The 19,110-nt window shown below is 71.4% G+C and carries 14 protein-coding genes; 4 read left to right on the top strand and 10 right to left on the bottom strand.

Going from position 1 to position 19,110, the window contains the following annotated elements:
- The first annotated feature begins 72 nt into the window (after positions 1 to 72).
- The gene (locus ABZU32_RS29640) at positions 73 to 765 is read left to right on the top strand and encodes a hypothetical protein (RefSeq protein ID WP_354927135.1); all 693 of its coding nucleotides are present in this window, start codon (positions 73 to 75) and stop codon (positions 763 to 765) included.
- Positions 766 to 951: 186 nt separating this feature from the next.
- On the opposite strand, the gene ABZU32_RS29635 is transcribed toward ABZU32_RS29640, so the two are convergent.
- The 5 genes from ABZU32_RS29635 to ABZU32_RS29615 all read right to left on the bottom strand — a co-directional run bounded on the left by ABZU32_RS29635 (position 952) and on the right by ABZU32_RS29615 (position 7,235).
- On the bottom strand, positions 952 to 1,302 hold the full coding sequence (locus ABZU32_RS29635) for a hypothetical protein (RefSeq protein WP_354927133.1): 351 nt from the start codon (positions 1,300 to 1,302) through the stop codon (positions 952 to 954).
- 111 nt (positions 1,303 to 1,413) lie between these two features.
- Positions 1,414 to 2,319 carry a GNAT family N-acetyltransferase gene (locus tag ABZU32_RS29630; protein ID WP_354927131.1) on the bottom strand — a complete coding sequence of 302 codons (906 nt, stop codon included), beginning with the start codon at positions 2,317 to 2,319 and terminating at the stop codon, positions 1,414 to 1,416.
- Positions 2,316 to 3,470 (bottom strand): dTDP-4-amino-4,6-dideoxygalactose transaminase, encoded by a 1,155-nt coding sequence (rffA, locus tag ABZU32_RS29625; RefSeq protein ID WP_354927201.1) that lies wholly within the window; start codon positions 3,468 to 3,470, stop codon positions 2,316 to 2,318. The genes ABZU32_RS29630 and rffA overlap by 4 nt, the downstream gene beginning before the upstream one ends.
- Before the next feature lie 155 nt (positions 3,471 to 3,625).
- On the bottom strand, positions 3,626 to 5,686 hold the full coding sequence (locus ABZU32_RS29620; RefSeq protein WP_354927129.1) for a DUF4082 domain-containing protein: 2,061 nt from the start codon (positions 5,684 to 5,686) through the stop codon (positions 3,626 to 3,628).
- Positions 5,687 to 6,104: 418 nt separating this feature from the next.
- Entirely contained in the window at positions 6,105 to 7,235 is a 1,131-nt protein-coding gene (locus tag ABZU32_RS29615) for an ice-binding family protein (RefSeq protein ID WP_354927127.1), read from the bottom strand.
- A gap of 174 nt (positions 7,236 to 7,409) precedes the next feature.
- On the opposite strand from ABZU32_RS29615, the gene ABZU32_RS29610 reads away from it, so the two are divergent.
- Positions 7,410 to 8,669, top strand: coding sequence for a nucleotide sugar dehydrogenase (locus ABZU32_RS29610; RefSeq protein ID WP_354927125.1), 1,260 nt, complete (start codon positions 7,410 to 7,412; stop codon positions 8,667 to 8,669).
- Between the two features lie 55 nt (positions 8,670 to 8,724).
- Here ABZU32_RS29610 and ABZU32_RS29605 read toward each other — a convergent pair whose 3' ends face one another.
- Both ABZU32_RS29605 and ABZU32_RS29600 read right to left on the bottom strand, forming a co-directional pair.
- Positions 8,725 to 9,474, bottom strand: a complete 750-nt coding sequence (locus ABZU32_RS29605) for an SDR family oxidoreductase (protein WP_354927123.1) — start codon at positions 9,472 to 9,474, stop codon at positions 8,725 to 8,727.
- A gap of 97 nt (positions 9,475 to 9,571) precedes the next feature.
- Positions 9,572 to 10,549, bottom strand: coding sequence for a pirin family protein (locus ABZU32_RS29600; RefSeq protein ID WP_354927121.1), 978 nt, complete (start codon positions 10,547 to 10,549; stop codon positions 9,572 to 9,574).
- 244 nt (positions 10,550 to 10,793) lie between these two features.
- On the opposite strand from ABZU32_RS29600, the gene ABZU32_RS29595 reads away from it, so the two are divergent.
- Together ABZU32_RS29595 and ABZU32_RS29590 are read left to right on the top strand one after the other, a co-directional pair.
- Entirely contained in the window at positions 10,794 to 11,495 is a 702-nt protein-coding gene (locus tag ABZU32_RS29595; protein WP_354927119.1) for a hypothetical protein, read from the top strand.
- Between the two features lie 17 nt (positions 11,496 to 11,512).
- Positions 11,513 to 14,650 (top strand): AAA family ATPase, encoded by a 3,138-nt coding sequence (locus tag ABZU32_RS29590; protein ID WP_354927117.1) that lies wholly within the window; start codon positions 11,513 to 11,515, stop codon positions 14,648 to 14,650.
- 53 nt (positions 14,651 to 14,703) lie between these two features.
- On the opposite strand, the gene ABZU32_RS29585 is transcribed toward ABZU32_RS29590, so the two are convergent.
- From ABZU32_RS29585 to ABZU32_RS29575, 3 genes are all read right to left on the bottom strand, one after another.
- Positions 14,704 to 16,245, bottom strand: a complete 1,542-nt coding sequence (locus ABZU32_RS29585; RefSeq protein ID WP_354927115.1) for an aldehyde dehydrogenase family protein — start codon at positions 16,243 to 16,245, stop codon at positions 14,704 to 14,706.
- A 285-nt stretch (positions 16,246 to 16,530) separates the two neighbouring features.
- The gene (locus tag ABZU32_RS29580) at positions 16,531 to 17,508 is read right to left on the bottom strand and encodes a CHRD domain-containing protein (RefSeq protein WP_354927113.1); all 978 of its coding nucleotides are present in this window, start codon (positions 17,506 to 17,508) and stop codon (positions 16,531 to 16,533) included.
- Between the two features lie 150 nt (positions 17,509 to 17,658).
- Positions 17,659 to 18,966 carry an MFS transporter gene (locus tag ABZU32_RS29575; protein WP_354927112.1) on the bottom strand — a complete coding sequence of 436 codons (1,308 nt, stop codon included), beginning with the start codon at positions 18,964 to 18,966 and terminating at the stop codon, positions 17,659 to 17,661.
- Between the last annotated feature and the right edge of the window lie 144 nt (positions 18,967 to 19,110).

Below are 19,110 nucleotides of genomic sequence, written 5' to 3'. Positions count from 1 at the left end.
GAAATCCGCATGCGAGGCGGTGGGGGCGTTCCGTACGCTGCGGGAGTGTTGCCGGAGCTGGGGTGGCCCGCGATGACCCATCGAGAGGCCACGGCCGAGTTGGTGATGGCGGGGTGGACGCCGTGCGGCGTCGGGGACTGGGCGGTCGGGCTGCGCTCTCCCGACGGCATGTGGGTGGCCAGGGTGTGCCCGTTCGACCCGGCCTATGCCGCTTTCCTCGAACTGTGCCGCCGCCGGCCCGGCAACCCCCACCTGCCGCGCGTCACCTTCGACACCGCGCTGGACGGCGGCGGCACGCTGGCCGTGCTGGAGTTCCTGGCCCCACTCGACGCGGCGCGGGCCAAGGAGGTCGCCCGCCAGTGGCGGGACGGCGAGGGTGATACGGCCCTGGCCGAGGTACGGCAGGCCGCCGCGGAGGTCGACGCGGAGTTCCGGGCCCGGACGCCCTGGTGGGACGGCATCGACCTGAACGCCGGCAACGTGCGGCGGGCGCTCGACGGGCGGGTCGCGGTCATCGACGTCTTTTGCATGGACGGCGCCTCCCTTTACGGGCAGATCCTCCGGGACGCCGGTTCCGTCCGCGTCCGGTTCCCCGGCAGCCGTCACATCCTCGACATTCCCTACATCGCACGCGAAAGCACGCCCGAGGAGATCGAGACCCTGCGTGCGGCCTGGCAGAGCGCGTCATGGGAAACGGCCGTATGCCCCCCGCCCGTTGACGGTCAGTCGCAGTACGGGTGGCTCGGGGACAGGGGCGCGAAATGACGGGCAGGATGTAGCCGCCTCATAACCGCTGATAGCACGAGCCTAGGCCGGCACGCCGGCTTGACGCCGCACTCGTGGGCCAGGTGCTCCACGATGGTCAGACCGCTCCCGTGGACGGCGTCGATGGCGAGCCGCAGCCGCTGTCGGAACTCGCACCGTCGTCGGGCCGCCGTCGGCCTGGGAGGCTCAGTAGCTGTCACTCCAGCGGTACCAGGGGCCCTGAATGTGCTCGAAGGACGAAGCGACCGACGGGTTGGAGTCGTCGTCTGGAGCCCGCTCAGGGCTCCAGACGTAGCCGTAGGGGTCCACGCCAGGCCCGTTCTCGCCCACCTTGAAATAGACGCGGTCACCCTCTCGGTAGATGGCCTGGAACTCGACCTCCCCGATCTCCCGTGGCCGAGTTGTTGTGCGGTCCTCCGGCCCGGCCGTCCGAGCCACCTGCTCCATCGCGGCGAAGGAGCGCACGACGCGTTGCTCGTCGCTGTGCCCGCAGGATGCCAGCGATGCCAGTGCCACGCAGGCGACGAGTTTCCTCACGCCTTGATTGTCCCCTTCTCAGGAGGTGCTCGCAGCGCCCGTCCAGGAGCTCCTACAGGGTGACGGTGGTTCTTGGCCCGCGGCGCGCCGTTCGTGTGGGCGCCGGCATCGTCACGCCTGGCGGAGCAGGTGGAGGGTCAGGACGGTGCGGACGGGTTCGAAGCCGTATCTGGTCCAGGCGCGTTGGACGCGGACGTTGTGGGCCTGGGTGGAGATGAGCACGCGCGTCGCGCCGCGGGCGAGGGCGCGGTCCTCCACGCCCTTGAGGAGGTGACCGTACAGCCCGCGTCCCTGGGCCGAGGGGACGACCCCGGCCAGCAGGATCTCGGTCGCGGGGCCGTCCTCGTCCAGGGTGGCCAGGCCGAGCAGGGCCTGGGTGTCGGGGTCGTGCAGCGCCAGGCAGTGCCCTTCCTCGGCGGAGCGCAGCGCCCATTCGCGGTATCCCGCGGTCGCCTGGGCGGCGGTGAACAGGGGGTTGGCCGCGTAGTGGTTGGCGTAGCCGGAGAAGATGGCGTCCACCAGGTCCTCTACCTCGACCGCCCCGCTGATCGGCCTGGTGCCGAGGTCCGGGGACGGCTCGGGCGGGCGGCCGCGCCCGGCGACCAGGTGCCAGTACACGAGCGCGTCGGCGAACAAGGCCGTGCGGCCCAGTCCGGTGAGCCCCGCGTACCAGGTGACGTGCTCGGCGGGGTAGCGCAGGACCAGGACCTCGGCGGTCGAGGCGAGGATCGCCTCGCGCACGTCGTCCAGGCGGGCGGGGGAATCGGCCGTGACGGTGAGGCGCTCCACAGTCCGGCCGAACCGCGCCGTCTCCAGTGGAGAGGGCATGGCGCGCAGGTGCGACGGCCAGGCCCGCGTAAGGGACGGCGCGCCCGAGACCGGGTCCGTCGCCGGGACCCCCGCCGTGTCCGGGTTCAGGTGCCGTGTCGCGTCCGGGGCCGGGTTCGATGTCGTGGGCGTCGCGGCGTGGGTGGGGGACGCCGGGGTGGGGCCGGTGTCGGTGTCGCGGGGGGTCACGGTGTGCGGGGGGTGTAGGAGCGGACGGCCTCGATGACGCGGGTGATGTCGGAGTCGGTGAGGCCGGTGAACAGCGGGAGCCGGACGAGGCGGTCGGCCACGTCCTCGGTGACCGGGCAGCCGCCCTCGGCCGTGCGGCCGTAGCGCAGGCCCGCCGGGGCGGTGTGCAGGGGCTGGTAGTGGAACGCGGCCCGCACGCCCCGCTCCGCCAGGTGGGCGATGATCCCCTGACGGGAGCCCAGGCAGGGCATCAGCAGGTAGTACAGGTGGGCGGGGTGGGCCAGGCCGGGCGGGACGGTGGGCCGGGTGACGCCGTGGGCGTCCGCCCAGTCGGCCAGCCCGGCGTGGTAGGCGTCCCACACCTGGTGCCGCCGCGCCTGGATGGTGCCGAACTCCTCCAGTTGCGCGGTGAGCTGCGCGGCCAGCACATCGGAGGGCAGGTAGCTGGAGCCGATCTCGACCCAGCGGTACTTGTCCACCTGGCCGCGGAAGAAACGGCTGCGGTCGGTGCCCTTCTCGCGGACGATCTCGGCGCCCGCCACCAGGTCGTCTTCGTTGAGCAGCAGCGCGCCGCCCTCCCCGCACTGCGCGTTCTTGGTGACGTGGAAGCTCTGCGCCGCCATGCGGCCGAAGGACCCGAGGGGCCGGCCGTGGTAGGAGCCGCCCAGCCCGTGGGCGTTGTCCTCGATCAGGGCCAGGCCGTGACGGTCGGCGATCGCGCACAGGGTCTCCATCGCGCAGGCCACCCCGGCGTAGTGGACGACCACGATGGCGCGCGTGCGCTCGGTGAGGGCGGCCTCGACCAGCCGCTCGTCCAGGTTGAGCGTGTCGGGCCGGCAGTCGGCGAACACCGGGACCGCCCCGCGCAGGGCGTAGGCGTTGGCCGTGGACACGAAGGTGAACGACGGCATGACGACCTCGTCGCCGGGGCGCAGGCCGAGCAAAATCGCCGACATCTCCAGCGCGTGCGTGCAGGAGGTGGTCAGCAGCGCCTGGTGGGTCCCGGTCAGCTCGCGCAGCAGCGCGGTGGCGCGCCGGGTGAACGGGCCGTCGCCGGAGGTGAGCCCCCCGCGCACCGCCTCGGCGAGGTAGTCCAGCTCGTTCGCCGCCAGGTGGGGATGGTTGAAGGGGATCGTGCCCAGATCGATCATGCTCACCCGGGCAGTCGACCACCGGCGGGCGGCGGGGGGAACCGTGTCGGCGCCGGCGTTGGCGAGCTCTTGCGAAACCCTTACGCCGGCGTCGACCGGGCCCGGCTCCGCCCGCCAGGGGAGAGCCGGGCCCGTCAGGGGGGGGCGGGGATGGGCTAGGTGATGGTGAACACGACGTCCACCCAGTAGTTGGAGCTCTGGTAGGTGCTGGTGGGGAAGGCGTTGGTGGCGCTGTAGGTGTAGACGCCGTTGCCGCCCTGCTGGCCGTCCAGCAGCGCTATGAGCGAGCCGCTGGTGAACTGCGAGGTGAAGTACGGGGTGGTGTTGGAGAAGAATCCCGAGGTGGTGTGGTATGAGGCCACGTAGGTGGTGTCGGCGCTGATGGACACCGGGGTGGAGAAGTTGGCCTGTTGCCACCCCGAGGCCGTCTCGCCGCTCGCGGTGGCGCTGGCCAGCAGCGTGCCGCCGGCGGTCCACAGGCTGACGGTGTGGGTGCCGGTGTTGGAGGAGCCCTTGTAGAAGCGGATGCCCTCGATGACGCCCGCCGTGGTGGCCTGGAACTTGACCCCGACCACGACGGCGCGCGAGTCGGCGTTGTTGGCCACCGCCGGGGTCGCCGTGGGCGCCCACAGGCTCTTGGCGGGCACGAACACCACGTCGACCCAGTAGTTGGCGGACTGGTGGGTGCTGGACGGGAAGGCGTTGGTGGCGCTGTAGCCGTAGACGCCGTTGCCGCCCTGGACGCCGTCGGCGAGCGCGACGAGCGGGCCATTGGCGTGCTGGGTGGTGAAGTAGTTCAGCGTGTAGGAGAAATGCCCCGAAGGGGTGAAGTACGAGGCGACGTAGGTGGTGCCGGCGGTGACGGCGACCGGGGTGGAGAAGTTGACCTGCTGCCATCCCGAGGCGGTCTCGGCGCTGAAGGTCGCGCTGGCCAGCAGCGTGCCGCCGGTGGTCCACAGGCTGCCGACGTGGGTGCCGGTGTTGGTGGAGCCCTTGTAGAACCGGATGCCCCTGATCGTGCCGTTCGACGTCGGCTGGAACTTCACGCCCAGCGTGACGGCGCTGGTGTCGGACGACGCGGCGACGGCCGGGGTGTCGGAGGGCGTCCAGATCGAGGTGGTGACGGTCTGCACGATCTGGTTGGACGTGCTCGGCGCGAAGTGGACGATGCCCTCGCTGCTTGAGGTGTCCCCGCCCAGGTAGACGCCGGTGATCGGATGCTGCCCGGCCGGAAGGGCCGAGGTGGTGAAGGTGGCCACGCCCGAGGCGTCGACGAAGTCGGAGCCGATGACCGAGTCGCCGTCCTTGAACGCCACCCGTCCCTGGGGGATCAAGGTGCCCGAGACCTGGCTGACCGTCGCGGTGTAGGTCACCGACTGGCCTTCCCTGGTGGGGTTGGCCGAGGTGCTCAGGGCGGTGGTGGTCGGCGGGTCGTCGGGCACCGTGATGCGGGTCTTCGGCCCGCTGGTCGTGCCCTGCAGGACGGCCGTGCCGCCGAGCGCGGCGACGCGGCCGAACACGGCGGCGCCCGCGCTGACCGTCACGTTGTTGGCGGCCAGCACGTTGCCGCGGAAGGTGGAGGTGGTGCCCAGCGTGGCCGAGCCGCTGATCTGCCAGAAGACGTTGTCGGCCTGCGCGCCGTTGATCAGGGCGATGTTGCTGACGTTGGCGGTCGTGAGCGTGGCGGCGCGGAAGATGAACAGGGCGTCGGGGTCGTCCTGCGCGTCGAGCGTGAGGGTGCCGGTGATCTGGAAGGTGGTGCCGCTGTTCGGGGAGTACACGCCCGGGGGCTTGGTGGTGGCGCCGAGCTCGGCGGCCACCGGGACGACCGGGGTGCGGGCGGCGGCATCGTCATAGGCGGCGTCGGCGTCGGCGATGGCCGCCGCGGCCGCGGCGTCGCCGGCGTGGGTGGACCCGCTCACGGTGCCGGGCGGGAAGCCGACCACCGAGCTGCCGGGGCTGACCCCGAGGTCTCCGGTGACGGCGGTCTGGTTGGTGTTGGAGACGGCGGTGCCGGCGAGCACCCCGAACGAGGCGGCATTGCCCAGGCTGATCGGCGGCTGGGCCGCGCCGGCGGGCGCCGGGACGGCGATGGAGACGGCGACCGTCAGCAGGGCCGACAGCGCCGCGGCGATACAGGCCCGGCCGGCGTGCGCGCGCGGGCGGTGGCTGTCACTCGGGAGAGGGGAACTGCTGGTGTGGGGGGACTTCGACATGCGAATCAACTTCTCGGCGATCTCGGCGCCCGGGAGGGGCGGCCGATGGGGTACGCGTCGAGGCCGGGCTCAGGATCTTCCGCGTAGGACCGTCCGGGTCACCGGGACGGCCGGAAATGGGGCGTGAAGGCGCGCCACGCCTGGGGGAATCTCCTGACATGTGCTGACAACGGCGCCTTTAATAGTGTCGACTGGGATTGCGGGGATCATGGGGCCTCGGTAACGCTTTGCGTCGCCACTTTACGCCGCCGGTTCTCTTGCTGACAATACTTTCCGGAGTGTTATTCGCTTTCCTATTGTTCATAAGATGATTTAAAGCCATTTATTACCATAAGGGGCCGGAGAAAGACCGCGCCCGCCCTCGCCCATGTGGGGGAGGCGCGGGCGAAGCGGGCCGGGCGCCCGTGGCCACCGCGGGTCAGCGGATCACCTGTTGGATCAGCACCGGTGACTCGCTGGGCTCGAAGTAGACCCATCCCTCGTTGACCGCGGTGCCGCTCGGCACGTAGACGGCGGTCATCTGGCGCGCCCCGATCGGCAGCGACGAGGTGGTGAAGGTGGCCACGGCCGAGGTGTTCAGCCTGGCCGAGCCGATGATGACCAGGCCGTTCCTGAACAGCACCGTCCCGGTGGGCACGAACCCCTGGTCACTGCCCGTCACCGTGGCGGTGAAGGTCACGGGCTGGTTGACGTGCGAGGGGTTGGGCGAGGAGGTCAGCGTCGTCGCGGTCGGCGGGTTGGTGGGAACGGTGACGCGGGTGGCGGGCCCGGAGGTGGTGCCGGCCGCCTGGACCACCGAGTTCAGCGCCAGGGCCCGGCCGAACATCGCCGCCCCGGAGTTCACCGTGACCGAGTTGCGGGCCAGCACGTTGCCGCGGAAGGTCGACAGGGTGCCGAGGAACGCCGAGTCGCCCACCTGCCAGATGACGTTGTCGGTGCGCGCCCCGTTGAGCAGGTCGATGTTGCTGACCCTCAGCGTGACCAGCGTCGACGCCTGGAAGATGAACACCGCGTTGGGGTCGCCCTGGGCGTCGAGCTTGAGTGTCCCGCTCAGGATGAACGCGTCGCTCGGCGTGTCGTAGACGCCCGGCGTCATCACGGCGTCGTCGCCGATGACCTGCGGCACGGTGGCGGTCGGCGGGCGTCCGGCCGCGTCGTTGTAGGCGGCGATGGCGGCGGCCCTCTCCCGTCGCGCCTCGGCGTTGTCCTGGTCGACGCTGCCCCTGACCATGCCGGGCGGGAAGCCGGTCACCGTGGTTCCCGGGCTCACGTTGACGTCCCCGACGATCAGGGTCATGCCGGTGTTGGTCACCGCCTTGCCGGCCAGGACCGCGCAGTCGGCCGCCTCGCCCAGCCGGACCGGCGGCACCACGACGCGCGGGGCGCGTGCCCGCTCCGTCGCGGCCCGTGTGCCTGGGGGCGACTGCGGCCCGGCCGCGGCGTGCGCCGCCGCCGGCAGGACCGCCAGGCAGGCGGTCACGAGGGCCGCGGCCGGTAGGAGACGACCGGCGCTTCGCCGGAAGAAAGCCGAGAAAAAGGTCTTCGACATATTATCGTCCGCTCTTCAGGGTCAATACCGCTCTAATCGGCGTCTCGCCTCACTATCTCCGGTGCGGTTCCCGTGCGCGGAACGACACGCCCGGGGCGCCGCCGGATCGGCGTTATAACAAGGGCGGCCTTTTACAGTCGTGCATATCGTTTCCGAAGACCCGGGGGTCTGGATATGCGTGAAAAGCTGGTCGTCGTCGGGCAGGGATATGTGGGCCTGCCACTGGCCATGAGGGCGGTCGAGGCCGGGTTCGATGTCGTGGGCATCGACGTGGACGAGTGGCGGGTCAAGCGCCTTAACGTCTTCGAGTCCTACGTCGAGGACATCAGCGGCGAGGAGCTCGAGGCCGCGCACCGCTCCGGCCGCTACCTGGCCAGCGCCGACTACGCGGACGCCGAGGCGTTCGACGTCTGCGTGATCACCGTGCCGACGCCGCTGCGGGACGGCGTGCCCGACCTGCGCCACATCGGCTCCGCGGGCGCGGCCATCGCGCCGCTGGTGCGGCCGGGCGCCACGGTGGTGCTGGAGTCCACCACCTACCCGGGGACCACCGAGGAGCACCTGCGCCCGCTGCTGGAGGAGGGCTCCGGCCTGCGCACGCCCGAGGACTTCCACCTCGGCTACAGCCCCGAGCGCATCGACCCCGGCAACACGCGGTGGCGCCTGGACAACACCCCGAAGGTCGTCTCGGGCATCGACGAGGCATCATTGGCGCGCATCCGCGCCTTCTACGGGCGCATCGTGCGCGAGGTCGTGCCGGTGTCCTCCCTCCAGGTCGCCGAGCTGTGCAAGCTGCTGGAGAACACCTTCAGGCACGTCAACATCGCGCTGGTCAACGAGCTGTCCATCTTCGCCCAGCAGTTGCGCATCGACGTCTGGGAGGCCATCGACGCCGCCTCCACCAAGCCGTTCGGCTACATGCGCTTCACCCCGGGGCCCGGCGTCGGCGGCCACTGCCTGCCGATCGACCCCTCGTACCTGTCGTGGCGGGTCAAGCGCAGCCTCGGGCACAACTTCCGGTTCGTGGAGCTGGCCAACGACATCAACGACCACATGCCCGACCACGTCGTGCAGCGGCTCGCCCTGGCGCTGAACCAGCGAGGCAAGCCGGTCAAGGGCAGCCGCGTCCTGGTGCTCGGCCTGTCCTACAAGAAGAACGCTGGCGACTGCCGCGAGTCGCCGGCCATCGAGGTGACCAAGGCGCTGTGCAAGCTAGGCGCGCGGGTGAGCGTCGCCGACCCGCACGTGGACACCTTCCTGCTGCCCACCGACTTCGACATGGTGCGGCTGACCGAGGCCGAGCTGTCGCGCGCGGACGCCGTCGTGGTGCTCACCGACCACGACTGCTTCGACTACGAGCTGGTCCAGCGGGCGAGCGCCTTCGTCTTCGACGCGCGCAACCGCTGCCGGGGGGCCAACGTCGAGCGGCTGTGACCCCCGGGACGCCCGGCGGCACCGGCCCGGGCGGCCCGGGGGACGCCTGGGCCGCTCAGCGGCCGGCGCGGCGGGACAACCGGCCGAGCACGCCGCGCGGGACATACCTGCCCACCGCGGCGATCAGTTTGTAGCGGGGGTCGGGCACGCTCACCGGCACGCCGCGGGCCAGGTCGCGCATGGCGGCGTCCACCACGCGGTCGGCCGACAGCCACAGGTAGGCCGGGATCGACGAGGCGTCGATCGAGGCCCGCTCGTGGAACTCGGTGCGCACGAACCCGGGGCACAGCGCCATCACGCGCACCCGCGGCTCGGGGATCTGCGCGGCCAGTGACTCGCTGAAGTTCACCACCCACGCCTTGGACGCGCTGTAGGTGCCGTAGGGGAAGAACGCCGCGACCGAGGCGACGTTGATCACGCCGCCGCGTCCCCGGGCGCGCAGGCCCGGCAGGGCGGCCAGCGTCAGGCGCAGCACCGCCTCGCAGTGCACGCGCAGCATGACCAGCTCGTCGGCGACCGGGACGTCCAGGGCCTCGCCCGGGTGACCGAAGCCGGCGTTGTTCACCAGCAGGTCGACGCCCTCGCGCAGCCGTTCCTCCACCGCCGCGATGCCCTTGTCGGTGGCGAGGTCGGCGGGCAGCGTCTGGCAGGACACGCCGTAGCGCCGGTGCAGCTCCGACGCCGAAGCGGCCAGGCGCTTCTCGTCGCGGGCGACCAGGACCAGCGAGAAGCCGTCGGCGGCGAGCCTGCGGCAGAAGGCGGCGCCGATGCCGGCGGTCGCGCCCGTGATCAGTGCGGTGGGCATGCGGAAAGACTAGCGAGAAGTGCCGTCCGGTCGTCGGCCGCCCGGTGGCAGGGGCGGGGTCGCGCCCTGCCGCCGGGGACCGATGGGAACCGGTGGGTCAGCCGCGGAGTCCGCCCTCGGACATCCCGTGCACGGCCGGGATCGTGCCCAGCCGCCCCGCCTGGAAGTCCTCGAACGCCTGCTGCAGCTCTCGCTGGGTGTTCATGACGAACGGCCCGTAATGCGCCATCGGCTCGCGGATCGGGCGGCCCCCGAGCAGGACCACCTCCAGGTCGGGCGTGTGGGAGTCCTGCCTGTCGTCCGCGCGGACGGTCAGCGAGGAGCCCTCGCCGAAGACGGCGGTCTGGCCGAGGTGGACCGGGCGGCGCTCGGCGCCGGCCGTGCCGCGGCCCGCGAGCACGTACGCCAGGCCGTTGAAGTCCTCGCGCCACGGCAGGGTGACCTCCGCGCCCGGCGCCAGCGTCGCGTGGATCATCGTGATCGGCGTGTGGGTGATGCCGGGACCCGCGTGGCCGTCCAGCTCGCCGGCGATGACGCGCAGCAGCGCGCCGCCGTCGGATGAGGTGAGCAACTGGACGCTGCCGCCACGGATGTCCTGGTAGCGGGGCGCCATCATCTTGTCCTTGGCCGGGAGGTTCACCCACAGCTGCAGACCGTGGAAGAGCCCGCCGGACACGACCAGGTGCTCCGGCGGCGCCTCGATGTGGAGCAGCCCGCCTCCGGCCGTCATCCACTGGGTGTCGCCGTTGGTGATGGTGCCACCGCCGCCGTTGGAGTCCTGGTGGTCGAAGATGCCGTCGATGATGTAGGTGACGGTCTCGAAGCCCCGGTGCGGATGCCAGGGGGTTCCCTTGGGCTCTCCGGGCTGGTAGTCCACCTCGCCCATCTGGTCCATCATGATGAACGGGTCCAGGTGACGGTAGTGGATGCCGGCGAAGGCCCGGCGGACCGGGAAGCCCTCGCCTTCGAAGCCGCTCGGCGCGGTCGTGACCCCCCGCACGGGACGGGGCAGGGCGTCGGCCGGCGCGGCCACGCGCGGCAGGCTCAAAGGGTTGTCGATGGTTACGGCCGGCATGGGAACCCTTCCTACAGGTCGACGGCGAGGAGCCGCCAGGGGAGCGACGATACTCCCCCTAACAGAAGTTTAGATTTCAACTATTCCCGGAGCGGTGGCGGGGTCGCCGAACGTCCGGGCATGTAACAAGTTGAGCTAACTTGCGGCAAGATTTGGTCAAGATTTCCCCAGCCAAGGAAGGGGAGGAGCTCCGAAAAGCGGGCACAGTTACCGTGTTGGCCCGCAAAGCGGAGGTATGGCCCCTGTGGAGAGAACGCGGGTGGGGGCACGGCTGGTCGTGGCGGCGGCGATCGCCGTCCTGGTCGGGGCGTCGGCCGGCTGTGGTGGTGCGGATTTCACCTATGTGATGGGCGGCGACGGGCAGAGCTACTTCAAGGTGCCCGCGTCGTGGCGCAAAGTGGACCAGAAGTCCCTCGACGAGAAGATCTTCGGCGACATGAGCTCCGCGCTCGCGCAGGCCGAGAAGAAGCTGTCGTGGACCGTCGCCTATGACGGGTTCGGCACCCCGTCCGCCGACCACCTGCTCGCCCCGGCGGCCGTGCCCGACGAGCCCTTCGCCTTCGCCATGGTGTCCGCCCTGACCGAGGCGCAACGCGACCAGGTCTCCCTGAACGGACTGCGCAACGCCGGGATGCTGCCGGTCGTGGTCACCGACGAGCTCCGCAAGCAGATGGAGGAGTCGGCCGCCTACCCCTTCAAAGGTTTCGAGCTCCTGCACGACGAGGTGCTGCCGTCCGACAACGGCGTCCGGGGCGTCCACGTGGTCTACAACTTCAAGGTACTCGGAGGTCCGGTGCAGACCTTCGACCAGACCGCCTACCTCGCCGCCGACGGCACGCGCGTATCGGTCCTGCTCATCCGCTGCTCGGCCACCTGCTACCGGGAGCGCGCCGGGGAGATCGGGAAGATCGCGCAGTCCTTCAAGGTCAAGCGAATTCCCGGGTGACCGGGTGAGGAGCCCCGATGAACCAAGCCCCCGCCCCTGACCGGCCCATGGGCCTTCGCGCTCCGGACTCCGGCCCCGCCGACCTCGGCAGGGGCACCATGCCGTTCTGGGACCGCGTCAAGTTCCTGTTCGTGCTGACGCTCGCCTTCTTCGTCCTGGTGTGGCACACCATGGCGGAGTACGAGGGCATCATGCCGTTCGGCGATGCCGTGCGGGTCATGGCGGCGGACCGCACCGGACAGATCATCATGGCCCTGATGGGCCTGGAGGTCCTGCGCCAGGTGCACTTCCTGGTCAGCGAGCGCTCTCCCCGCTACCACCGCCTGTGGACGGTGCGGGTGTTCGGCGGGTTCGACCGGTGGAGCCGCCGCCGGTTCAGCGACTGGAACCGCTACCGCATCGCCCGGGCGCTGAAGTGGTTGTTCTGGATCGCGGTCCTGGCGCTGGTGCTCGGCCAGGTGCTCGACGTCTCGCCCGCCCTGGCCCTGTTCCAGGCCCCCGCCCTGCTGTGGCAGGTGCTTCCCTACGGGCTGCAGCTCGCGTTCGGGTTCTTCTTCGTCATCGTCCAGTTCGTCGGCCTGTTCTGGTTCATGTCCAGAGGCGGCGTCGAGACCTACTTCCCCGACGACATCAAGACCCGCTTCTCCGACGTGTGGGGACAGGACCACGTCGTCGAGCGGGTCAAGGAGAACATCGTCTTCCTGGAGAAACCCGACGAGATCGAGGCCAAGGGCGGCTACGTGCCGAGCGGCCTGCTGCTGTGGGGACCGCCCGGCACCGGCAAGACCCTGATGGCCGAGGCCGTCGCCGGCGAGACCGGCCGGCCCTACGTCTTCGTCGACCCGGGCGCCTTCATCAACATGTTCATGGGCATCGGCATCCTGAAGGTGAAGTCGCTGTTCCGCAAGCTGCGCAAGCTCGCCCTGCGGTACGGCGGCGTCATCGTCTTCTTCGACGAGGCCGACTCGCTCGGACGGCGCGGCGCGCTCGCCCAGCAGGGGCCTCCCGGGTCGGCCGGCTTCTCGCCCGCGGCGCCGTTCCGCACGGACGGCTGCCACGGGTTCGGCTACCTGTCGGAGAACACCCGCGCGGAGCTGACCCGCCAGGCGCTCGGGCCGTCCCGCGCCGAGGCGCCCGCGCCCGGCCGCGACCGGGTCGTCAGCCCCATGGGCGGCATGATGGGCAGCGGCGACCAGGGCACCCTGCAGGCGCTGCTGACCGAGCTGTCGGGTCTGAAGAAGCCGCGCGGCTTCCTCAACCGCTACGTGCGGCGGCTGCTCGGCATGCGCCCCAAGCCGCCGCCCAAGTACCGCATCCTGGTCATGATGGCCACCAACATGCCCAACTCGCTGGACGAGGCGCTGCTGCGGCCCGGCCGCATCGACCGCATCTACAAGGTCGGCTACCCCTCCAAGGCGGGGCGCGTGCGCACCTACCAGGGCTACTTCGAAAAGGTCCGGCACGAGCTCACCGCCGAACAGCTCGACAAGCTCGCCACGATCACCCCCTACGCCACCGGCGCCACCATCAAGGACCTGGTCAACGAGTCCCTGATCACCGCCATCCGGGGCGGGCGCGATGTCATCACCTGGGCCGACGTCCTGACGGCCAAGCGGCTCAAGCAGCTCGGCCCGCCCGAGGACGTCGAGTACATCGAGCGCGAACGCCACGCCGTCGCGGTGCACGAGGCCTGCCACGCCGTGGCCGCCTACCGCACCCGCCAGCACCTGGAGATCGACCTGGCCACCATCGAGAAGGGCTCGGACTACCTCGGCATGGTGTCCAGCATCAAGCCCGAGGACCAGTTCACCCGATGGCGCAGCGAGTACGAGGCCGACATCATGGTCTCGCTCGCCTCGCTGGCCGGAGAGCGCATGTTCTTCGGGGAGGACAACTCCTCGGGCGTCTCCGGGGACCTCGAGAGCGCCACCATGGTCACCGGGCTCATGGAGGCGTACTGGGGCATGGGCGTCGGCGTGGCCTCGCTGCCCGCGCTCCAGCAGCTCGGCATCCGCGACGGCAAGGCCGCGCCGCCCGCCGGCGGCGGAGGCGGCATCGGCTACACCCAGGAGCCCGGCGGGCGCCGCGACCACCTCACCCCCGACATGCTCGCCGAGCGCATCGAGTTCAACCTGGCCAGGCTGCTGAAGAAGACCGAGGACCTGCTGCGGGCCAACCGCCGCGAGATCCTGTGCGTCGCCCACGCCCTCGAGCAGCACAAGACCCTCAACGGCGACGACGTCGTCGCGGTCATCGAGTGCACCCGGGGGCCGCTGATCGACGGCGCGGACTACGGCTCCGACGCGTTCTTCGAGGAGATCGAGGCATACCACGAGGTGGCCGCCGACGCGCACCGCACGCACAGCCGCGTCACCACGGCGCTGCCCCGCCCCCGCGTGCCCGAACCGCCCGTGCCGGTCATCGCCGGCCGGCTGCTCCCGTACACCGGCACCGCGACGCCCACCCTGATGCCGCACGCTCCGGGCGACGGGCACGGGGCCGCCGGGCCGGTGACCGGCGACGGCCCGGGTGCGGTGACCGGTGAGGGAACGGGGCTGACCGCGGCACCCGGCAACGGCTCGGGAACGGGCAACGGCTCGGCGGCCGGAAACGGTTCGGCGCGCGCACCCGGAAGTCAGGCGGTGCCCGGGGGGCAGGCGGTGTCCGGGGGTCAGGTCGTGCCCGGGGGGCAGGCGGTGCCCGGCTCGGCCGGGTCGCCGGAGTTCATCCCCTGGAGTCCCGACCGCCCGCGCTCCGGCCCGGGCCCGGGGCCGCAGCCCGGCATGGAACCGCCCGCCGTCAAGGCCCGGCGGATCCGTCCCGTCCTCATCGCGCTGGCCGCCGCCATCGCCCTGGTGGTGTTCGTCCTGGCCGGCCTGGCCCTGTTCGGCGGCGCGCCCGCGATGGGCGCGGACGTCTCCGCGCTCTCCTCCACCAACCTGGTGGCCGGGCTGATCGTCCTGATCGGCCTGCTGATCGTCTGCGGGGTGCTCGCGTTCGTCATGCTCAGGGCCCAGCAGGCGACCCGGGCCAGGGCCGAGGAGGCCAGAGACCGGGCCACCGAGCGCGCGCAACTGCTGGCGGCCGCCATGGACCCCGAGACGGCCATGCGCCTGCTCGGCTACGACGGCCGAGGCGGCCCCGGCGCGCCCTGACATCACCGGCCTGCCCCGAAGACCGCCGCCCGTGACTCCGCGCGCTCCGAGGGTTACAGGCGGAACTCCAGGTCGGGGATGATCTCGGCGACGTCCATCTGCGCCTTCTGCAGACGGCCTGAATAGTCCCAGTTCATTGCCTGCCAGCGGGTGAACTGGTCGAGCACCCACTGGCCCGACTGCCGGCTGCCGTTGCCCGATTTGCCGTTGCCGCCGAACGGCAGGTGGGCCTCGGCGCCGGAGGTGGAGTTGTTGACGCTGACCATGCCCGCGCCGATGCCCGACCGGAAGCGGAACGCCGCCGCCGGGTCGGTGGTGTAGATCGACGACGACAGCCCGTACCCCGGCCGGTTGGCCAGTTCGATCGCCTCGTCCAGTCCGCCGAACGCGGTGACGCCGACGATCGGCCCGAAGGTCTCCTCCATGAACAGCCGGTCGCCCGGACGCACCCCGTCCACGACCACCGGGTGGTAGTACAGGCCGCCCGCGCCGTCGAAGCCGCCCCGGGGGTTGTCGGCGGTGATGCGGCCGGTCGGCCCCGTGACCACCGCGTGGTGCGGCTCCACCCAGCCGAGGTAGTGCTCGTAGCGCTCGGCGAACCGGTGGTCGAGCATCGGGCCGTACAGCACCTCACCGGCGGGGTCACCGACCGTGGCCTTGGCCACGGCTCTGGCGTACCTGCCGACGAACTCCTCGTGCACGGACCTGTGCACCAGGACGGTGCCCAGGGACGTGCAGCGCTGCCCGGCCGTGCCGAACCCCGAGAACAGCGCCCCCTCCACGGCGAGGTCGAGGTCGGCGTCCGGCATGACCACCATGGGGTTCTTGCCGCCCAGCTCCAGGCACGGCGACTGCAGATGGCGCCCGCACAGCGCGCCGATCTCGCGGCCCACGGCCGTCGACCCGGTGAAGCCGACCTTCTGCACCGTGCCCTCCGTCAGTGCCTGGTCGAGCCCGGCGAAGGTCGTCGCCCCGTCGGCGAACACCAGGTTCAGCACCCCGTCGGGCAGGCCCGCCGCCGCGAACAGCCGGTACAGCGCGTGCGCGGAGGCGGAGGCGTACTCGGCGGGCTTCCACACCACGCTGTTGCCGCACAGCAGCGCCGGCACCAGATACCAGCTCGGGACCGCCACCGGGAAGTTGCCGGCCGTGATCACCGCGGCCACCCCGACCGGCGTCCGGAAGGTGAACAGGCTCTTGTCCGGCATCTCCGACGGGACCGTCTGGCCGTACAGCCGGCGGCCCTCGCCGAGGAAGAAGTCGCACGTGTCGACGATCTCGCGGACCTCGCCCATGGCCTCGGCGTACGGCTTGCCGATCTCGTCGGTCACCAGCCTGGCCAGCGTCTCGGCGTTGGCCTCGACCAGCCGCCCGATGGAGGCGATGACCCGCCCCCTGACCGGCGCGGGCACCCGCGCCCACTCGCGCTGCGCCGCCGAGGCCATGCTGCACGCCCACGCGAACGTCGCGGCGCCGGCGAGCCGGACGCTCGCCACGGTCTCGGCCGTCCTGGCGGGGTTCACCGAGTCGTAGGTCGAGGCGTTGGCGTCCTCGGCGGCCTTGCCACCGACGACGGAGACGATCTGGCGGGTCACCGTTGACCTCCTCGCATGGGCGCTTGCCTGCCATTGTTCCGCCTGACCTGTCATTCCCCAACTCGCGCCGCCCTCCCGCGCGGGGCCTCGCCGGCCCGCCTGCCGCGTCGGCGACGTCCTGGAACGCCACCGCCCGCCGCACGAGGACGCACGGCGGGCGGGGCGGTGAGGGTCCGCGGAGACCGCGGGGGACCGGAAGACCTCCCGGCGGCCAAAGGTCACCGGGGGACTTCCGGGGTCATCGGGAGGTCCCGGCTCCGTGGAGCGTCGAGGGGACCTCGGGGGTCACCAGGAGCCGTGGGCGGAGTAGAGCTGGCCGCGGACGGCGCCGTCGGGGAACCCGGTGGTGTGCAGGTTGGTGTACCAGTTCTTCGGCGTCTTGACGATGCCCCTGGCGATGTCGCCCTTCACCGGCGCGACGCCCGCGATGCCGTACACGCCCGCGGGCAGGCCGTTGGCGTCGGCGAACAGGTTCACGACCACCGGGCCGTTCTTGCCCTTCTTCCCGCGGTGGATGTGCCCGTTGGTGACCGGGTCCAGCTTGTCCCAGATGGTGGCGTAGTACAGCTTGGAGCCCTTGACGCCGACCAGCCACTGCGAGGCGCCGTCGGGGTCGCCGACCTTCTTGCCCGGCTCGCGGACCTCCTGCGCGCCGCTGCCCTCCGAGTGCAGCCGCGTGTGGGTGTCCTGCGCGAGGAGGCCGGCCAGGTCGATCGGGTGTGACACCCGGTGGAGCTGGGCGCGTACCGCGCCGCCGGGGAACTCACCGGTGTGCACGTTCAGGTAGAACTTGGACGGGCTCGCCTTGATCGAGGACAGCAGCCCCCGGTCGGCCTTCACCGTGCCGGCCAGGGCACGGGCGCCGTCCGGCAGGGCCTCCCCGAAGAACGGGATCTTGACGTCGCCGTTGACGCCCGCCTTGCCCTTGTGGATGTGGAACGCGGTGGGGGCGGCGATGCCTTCCCACCGTACGGCGTAGGTGACGCGGTCGCCGCTGATGCGCAGAGCGACGAGAGCGGCGCCGTTCTTGTCCCCGACGGCGGGGCCGCCCTTGACCGGGACCTCGTTGCGGCCGGTCAGATGCCCGACGAAGTAGGCGCCCGACGAGACCGCCGCCGCCTGGGCCGCCGAGGCGGAGGCCGGTGCGGCGGCGGTCGCGGCGCTCGCGGACCGCGGCGCCGCCTGGGCCGCCGACGGCGCGAGGGCCGCCGCCGCCAGCCCGGCGGCCAGGACGACGCCCGGAAGAGCGAGGGTCTTGTTCATTTCCGGTACCTCTCATGTCACTGCTCGGTTGCGGTGCTTGCCCCCTTCATTCGCGGGTGAGCCACTGTTGGATTGCCTGTCGAATGTGCACATTTACTCATTCGCACTACCGAACAAATAGGACATAAGCCGCTACAATCCCGCCCTTGGTCAGACTCGCGCGGCCTCGTCGGTGGTCGCGGCGGCATCGGCGTCCTCCACCCCAGCCGGGGCCGCGGGCAGGCCGCGCACGCCGGGAACGGCGAGGACGACGCAGCAGGCGACCGCCTGCCAGACCGCGCCGAAGGCCAGCACGCCGGTCACCCCGGCGGCCGAGGCCGCCGGACCCGCGACGGCCAGCCCGACGGGGCCGAGGACGAACGCCCCCACACCGGTCAGAGAGGTGACCCGCGCAAGCACCCCCGCCGGCAGGTACCGCTGGTTGGTCGTCGCGTAGAGCGTGCCGCACACCGCGGAGCCGGCGCCCGCGATCAGCGCGCCGGTCGCGATCACCGTGACCGGCGCCCCGGCGGCGATCGCACCCGACGGCAGAGCCCAGCCGAAGGTGGCGACGGTCGCGACCAGGAGGGGGCGGCGCACCGCCCGTCCGCCCATCATGGCGAGCCCTCCTCCCACGGCCCCGCCGCCGTAGCACGCCATGATCAGCCCCCACGCGCCGGCCCCACCCAGCCGCTCCTGCGCGACGACGGGCCCGAGCACCAGGAACGGCGCCCACACGAGCATGTTGAACAGCGTGAACTGCAGGGTCGTGACCCAGAGCCAGGAGCGCGCGCGAAAGTGCCGCCACCCCTCCGCCAGTTCCCCGATCGCCCTTCCTCGCATGGCCGGTACCGGTGGGGGACCGGAGCTGGCCAGGCGGAGGAGCATGAGCGCGACGGCGCTCACCGCGTACGTGCCCGCGTCCAGGGCGACCACCGCTCCCGGGCCCAGCACCGCCACGGCGACCCCGGCGAGCGCCGGGCCGCTCACCGACGCCAGGGACTGCGCCAGGCCCGCGAGCGCGTTCGCGTCCCGCAGCTTGCCCGCGTACCGGTCACCGCCGGCGGCGACCCGCGGGATGAGGGCGCCCCGTGCCGGCATGAAGAACGCCTCCCCGGCCCCCCACACCGTGACGAGCGCGACGAAAGCCCACAGGGGCGGACGTCCGGCGAGCAGCAGGACGGCCAGGATCGCCTGGGTGACGCAGCGCAGGACGTCCGAGCTCACCATGACGCGCCGCGGACCCACCCGGTCGGCGACGACTCCGGCGAACGGCATGAGCACGACCATGGGGACGATGCGGGCGGCTATGACGTACCCCAGCTCCGACTGCGTGCCCCCGCCGCCGAGCACCGCGAAGGCCAGGGCCAGCGACGCCATCGCCGAACCGAGCAGCGAGGTGGCCTCGCCGACGAAGAACAGCCGCAGATCCCGATGAGCCAGCGCGGCCATGCGCCGCCGAAGTCTTCTCCCGACCATGCCCCTCACCCTGCGCAGTGGGCAGCATGCCATGCAACGGTTCGGCTGAGAGAAGTTGAGTCCCTTTACTGCACCATCTTCCAGTGACGCATCCGCTCTTGACGTATCCCCGTTGACCTGATGATGCGTCCGGCTAGACTTCGA

Source organism: Sphaerisporangium sp. NPDC005288 (assembly GCF_040607475.1).
Taxonomy (GTDB): Bacteria; Actinomycetota; Actinomycetes; order Streptosporangiales; family Streptosporangiaceae; genus Sphaerisporangium; species Sphaerisporangium rhizosphaerae.
This window is presented reverse-complemented; position numbering and strand designations above follow the sequence as displayed.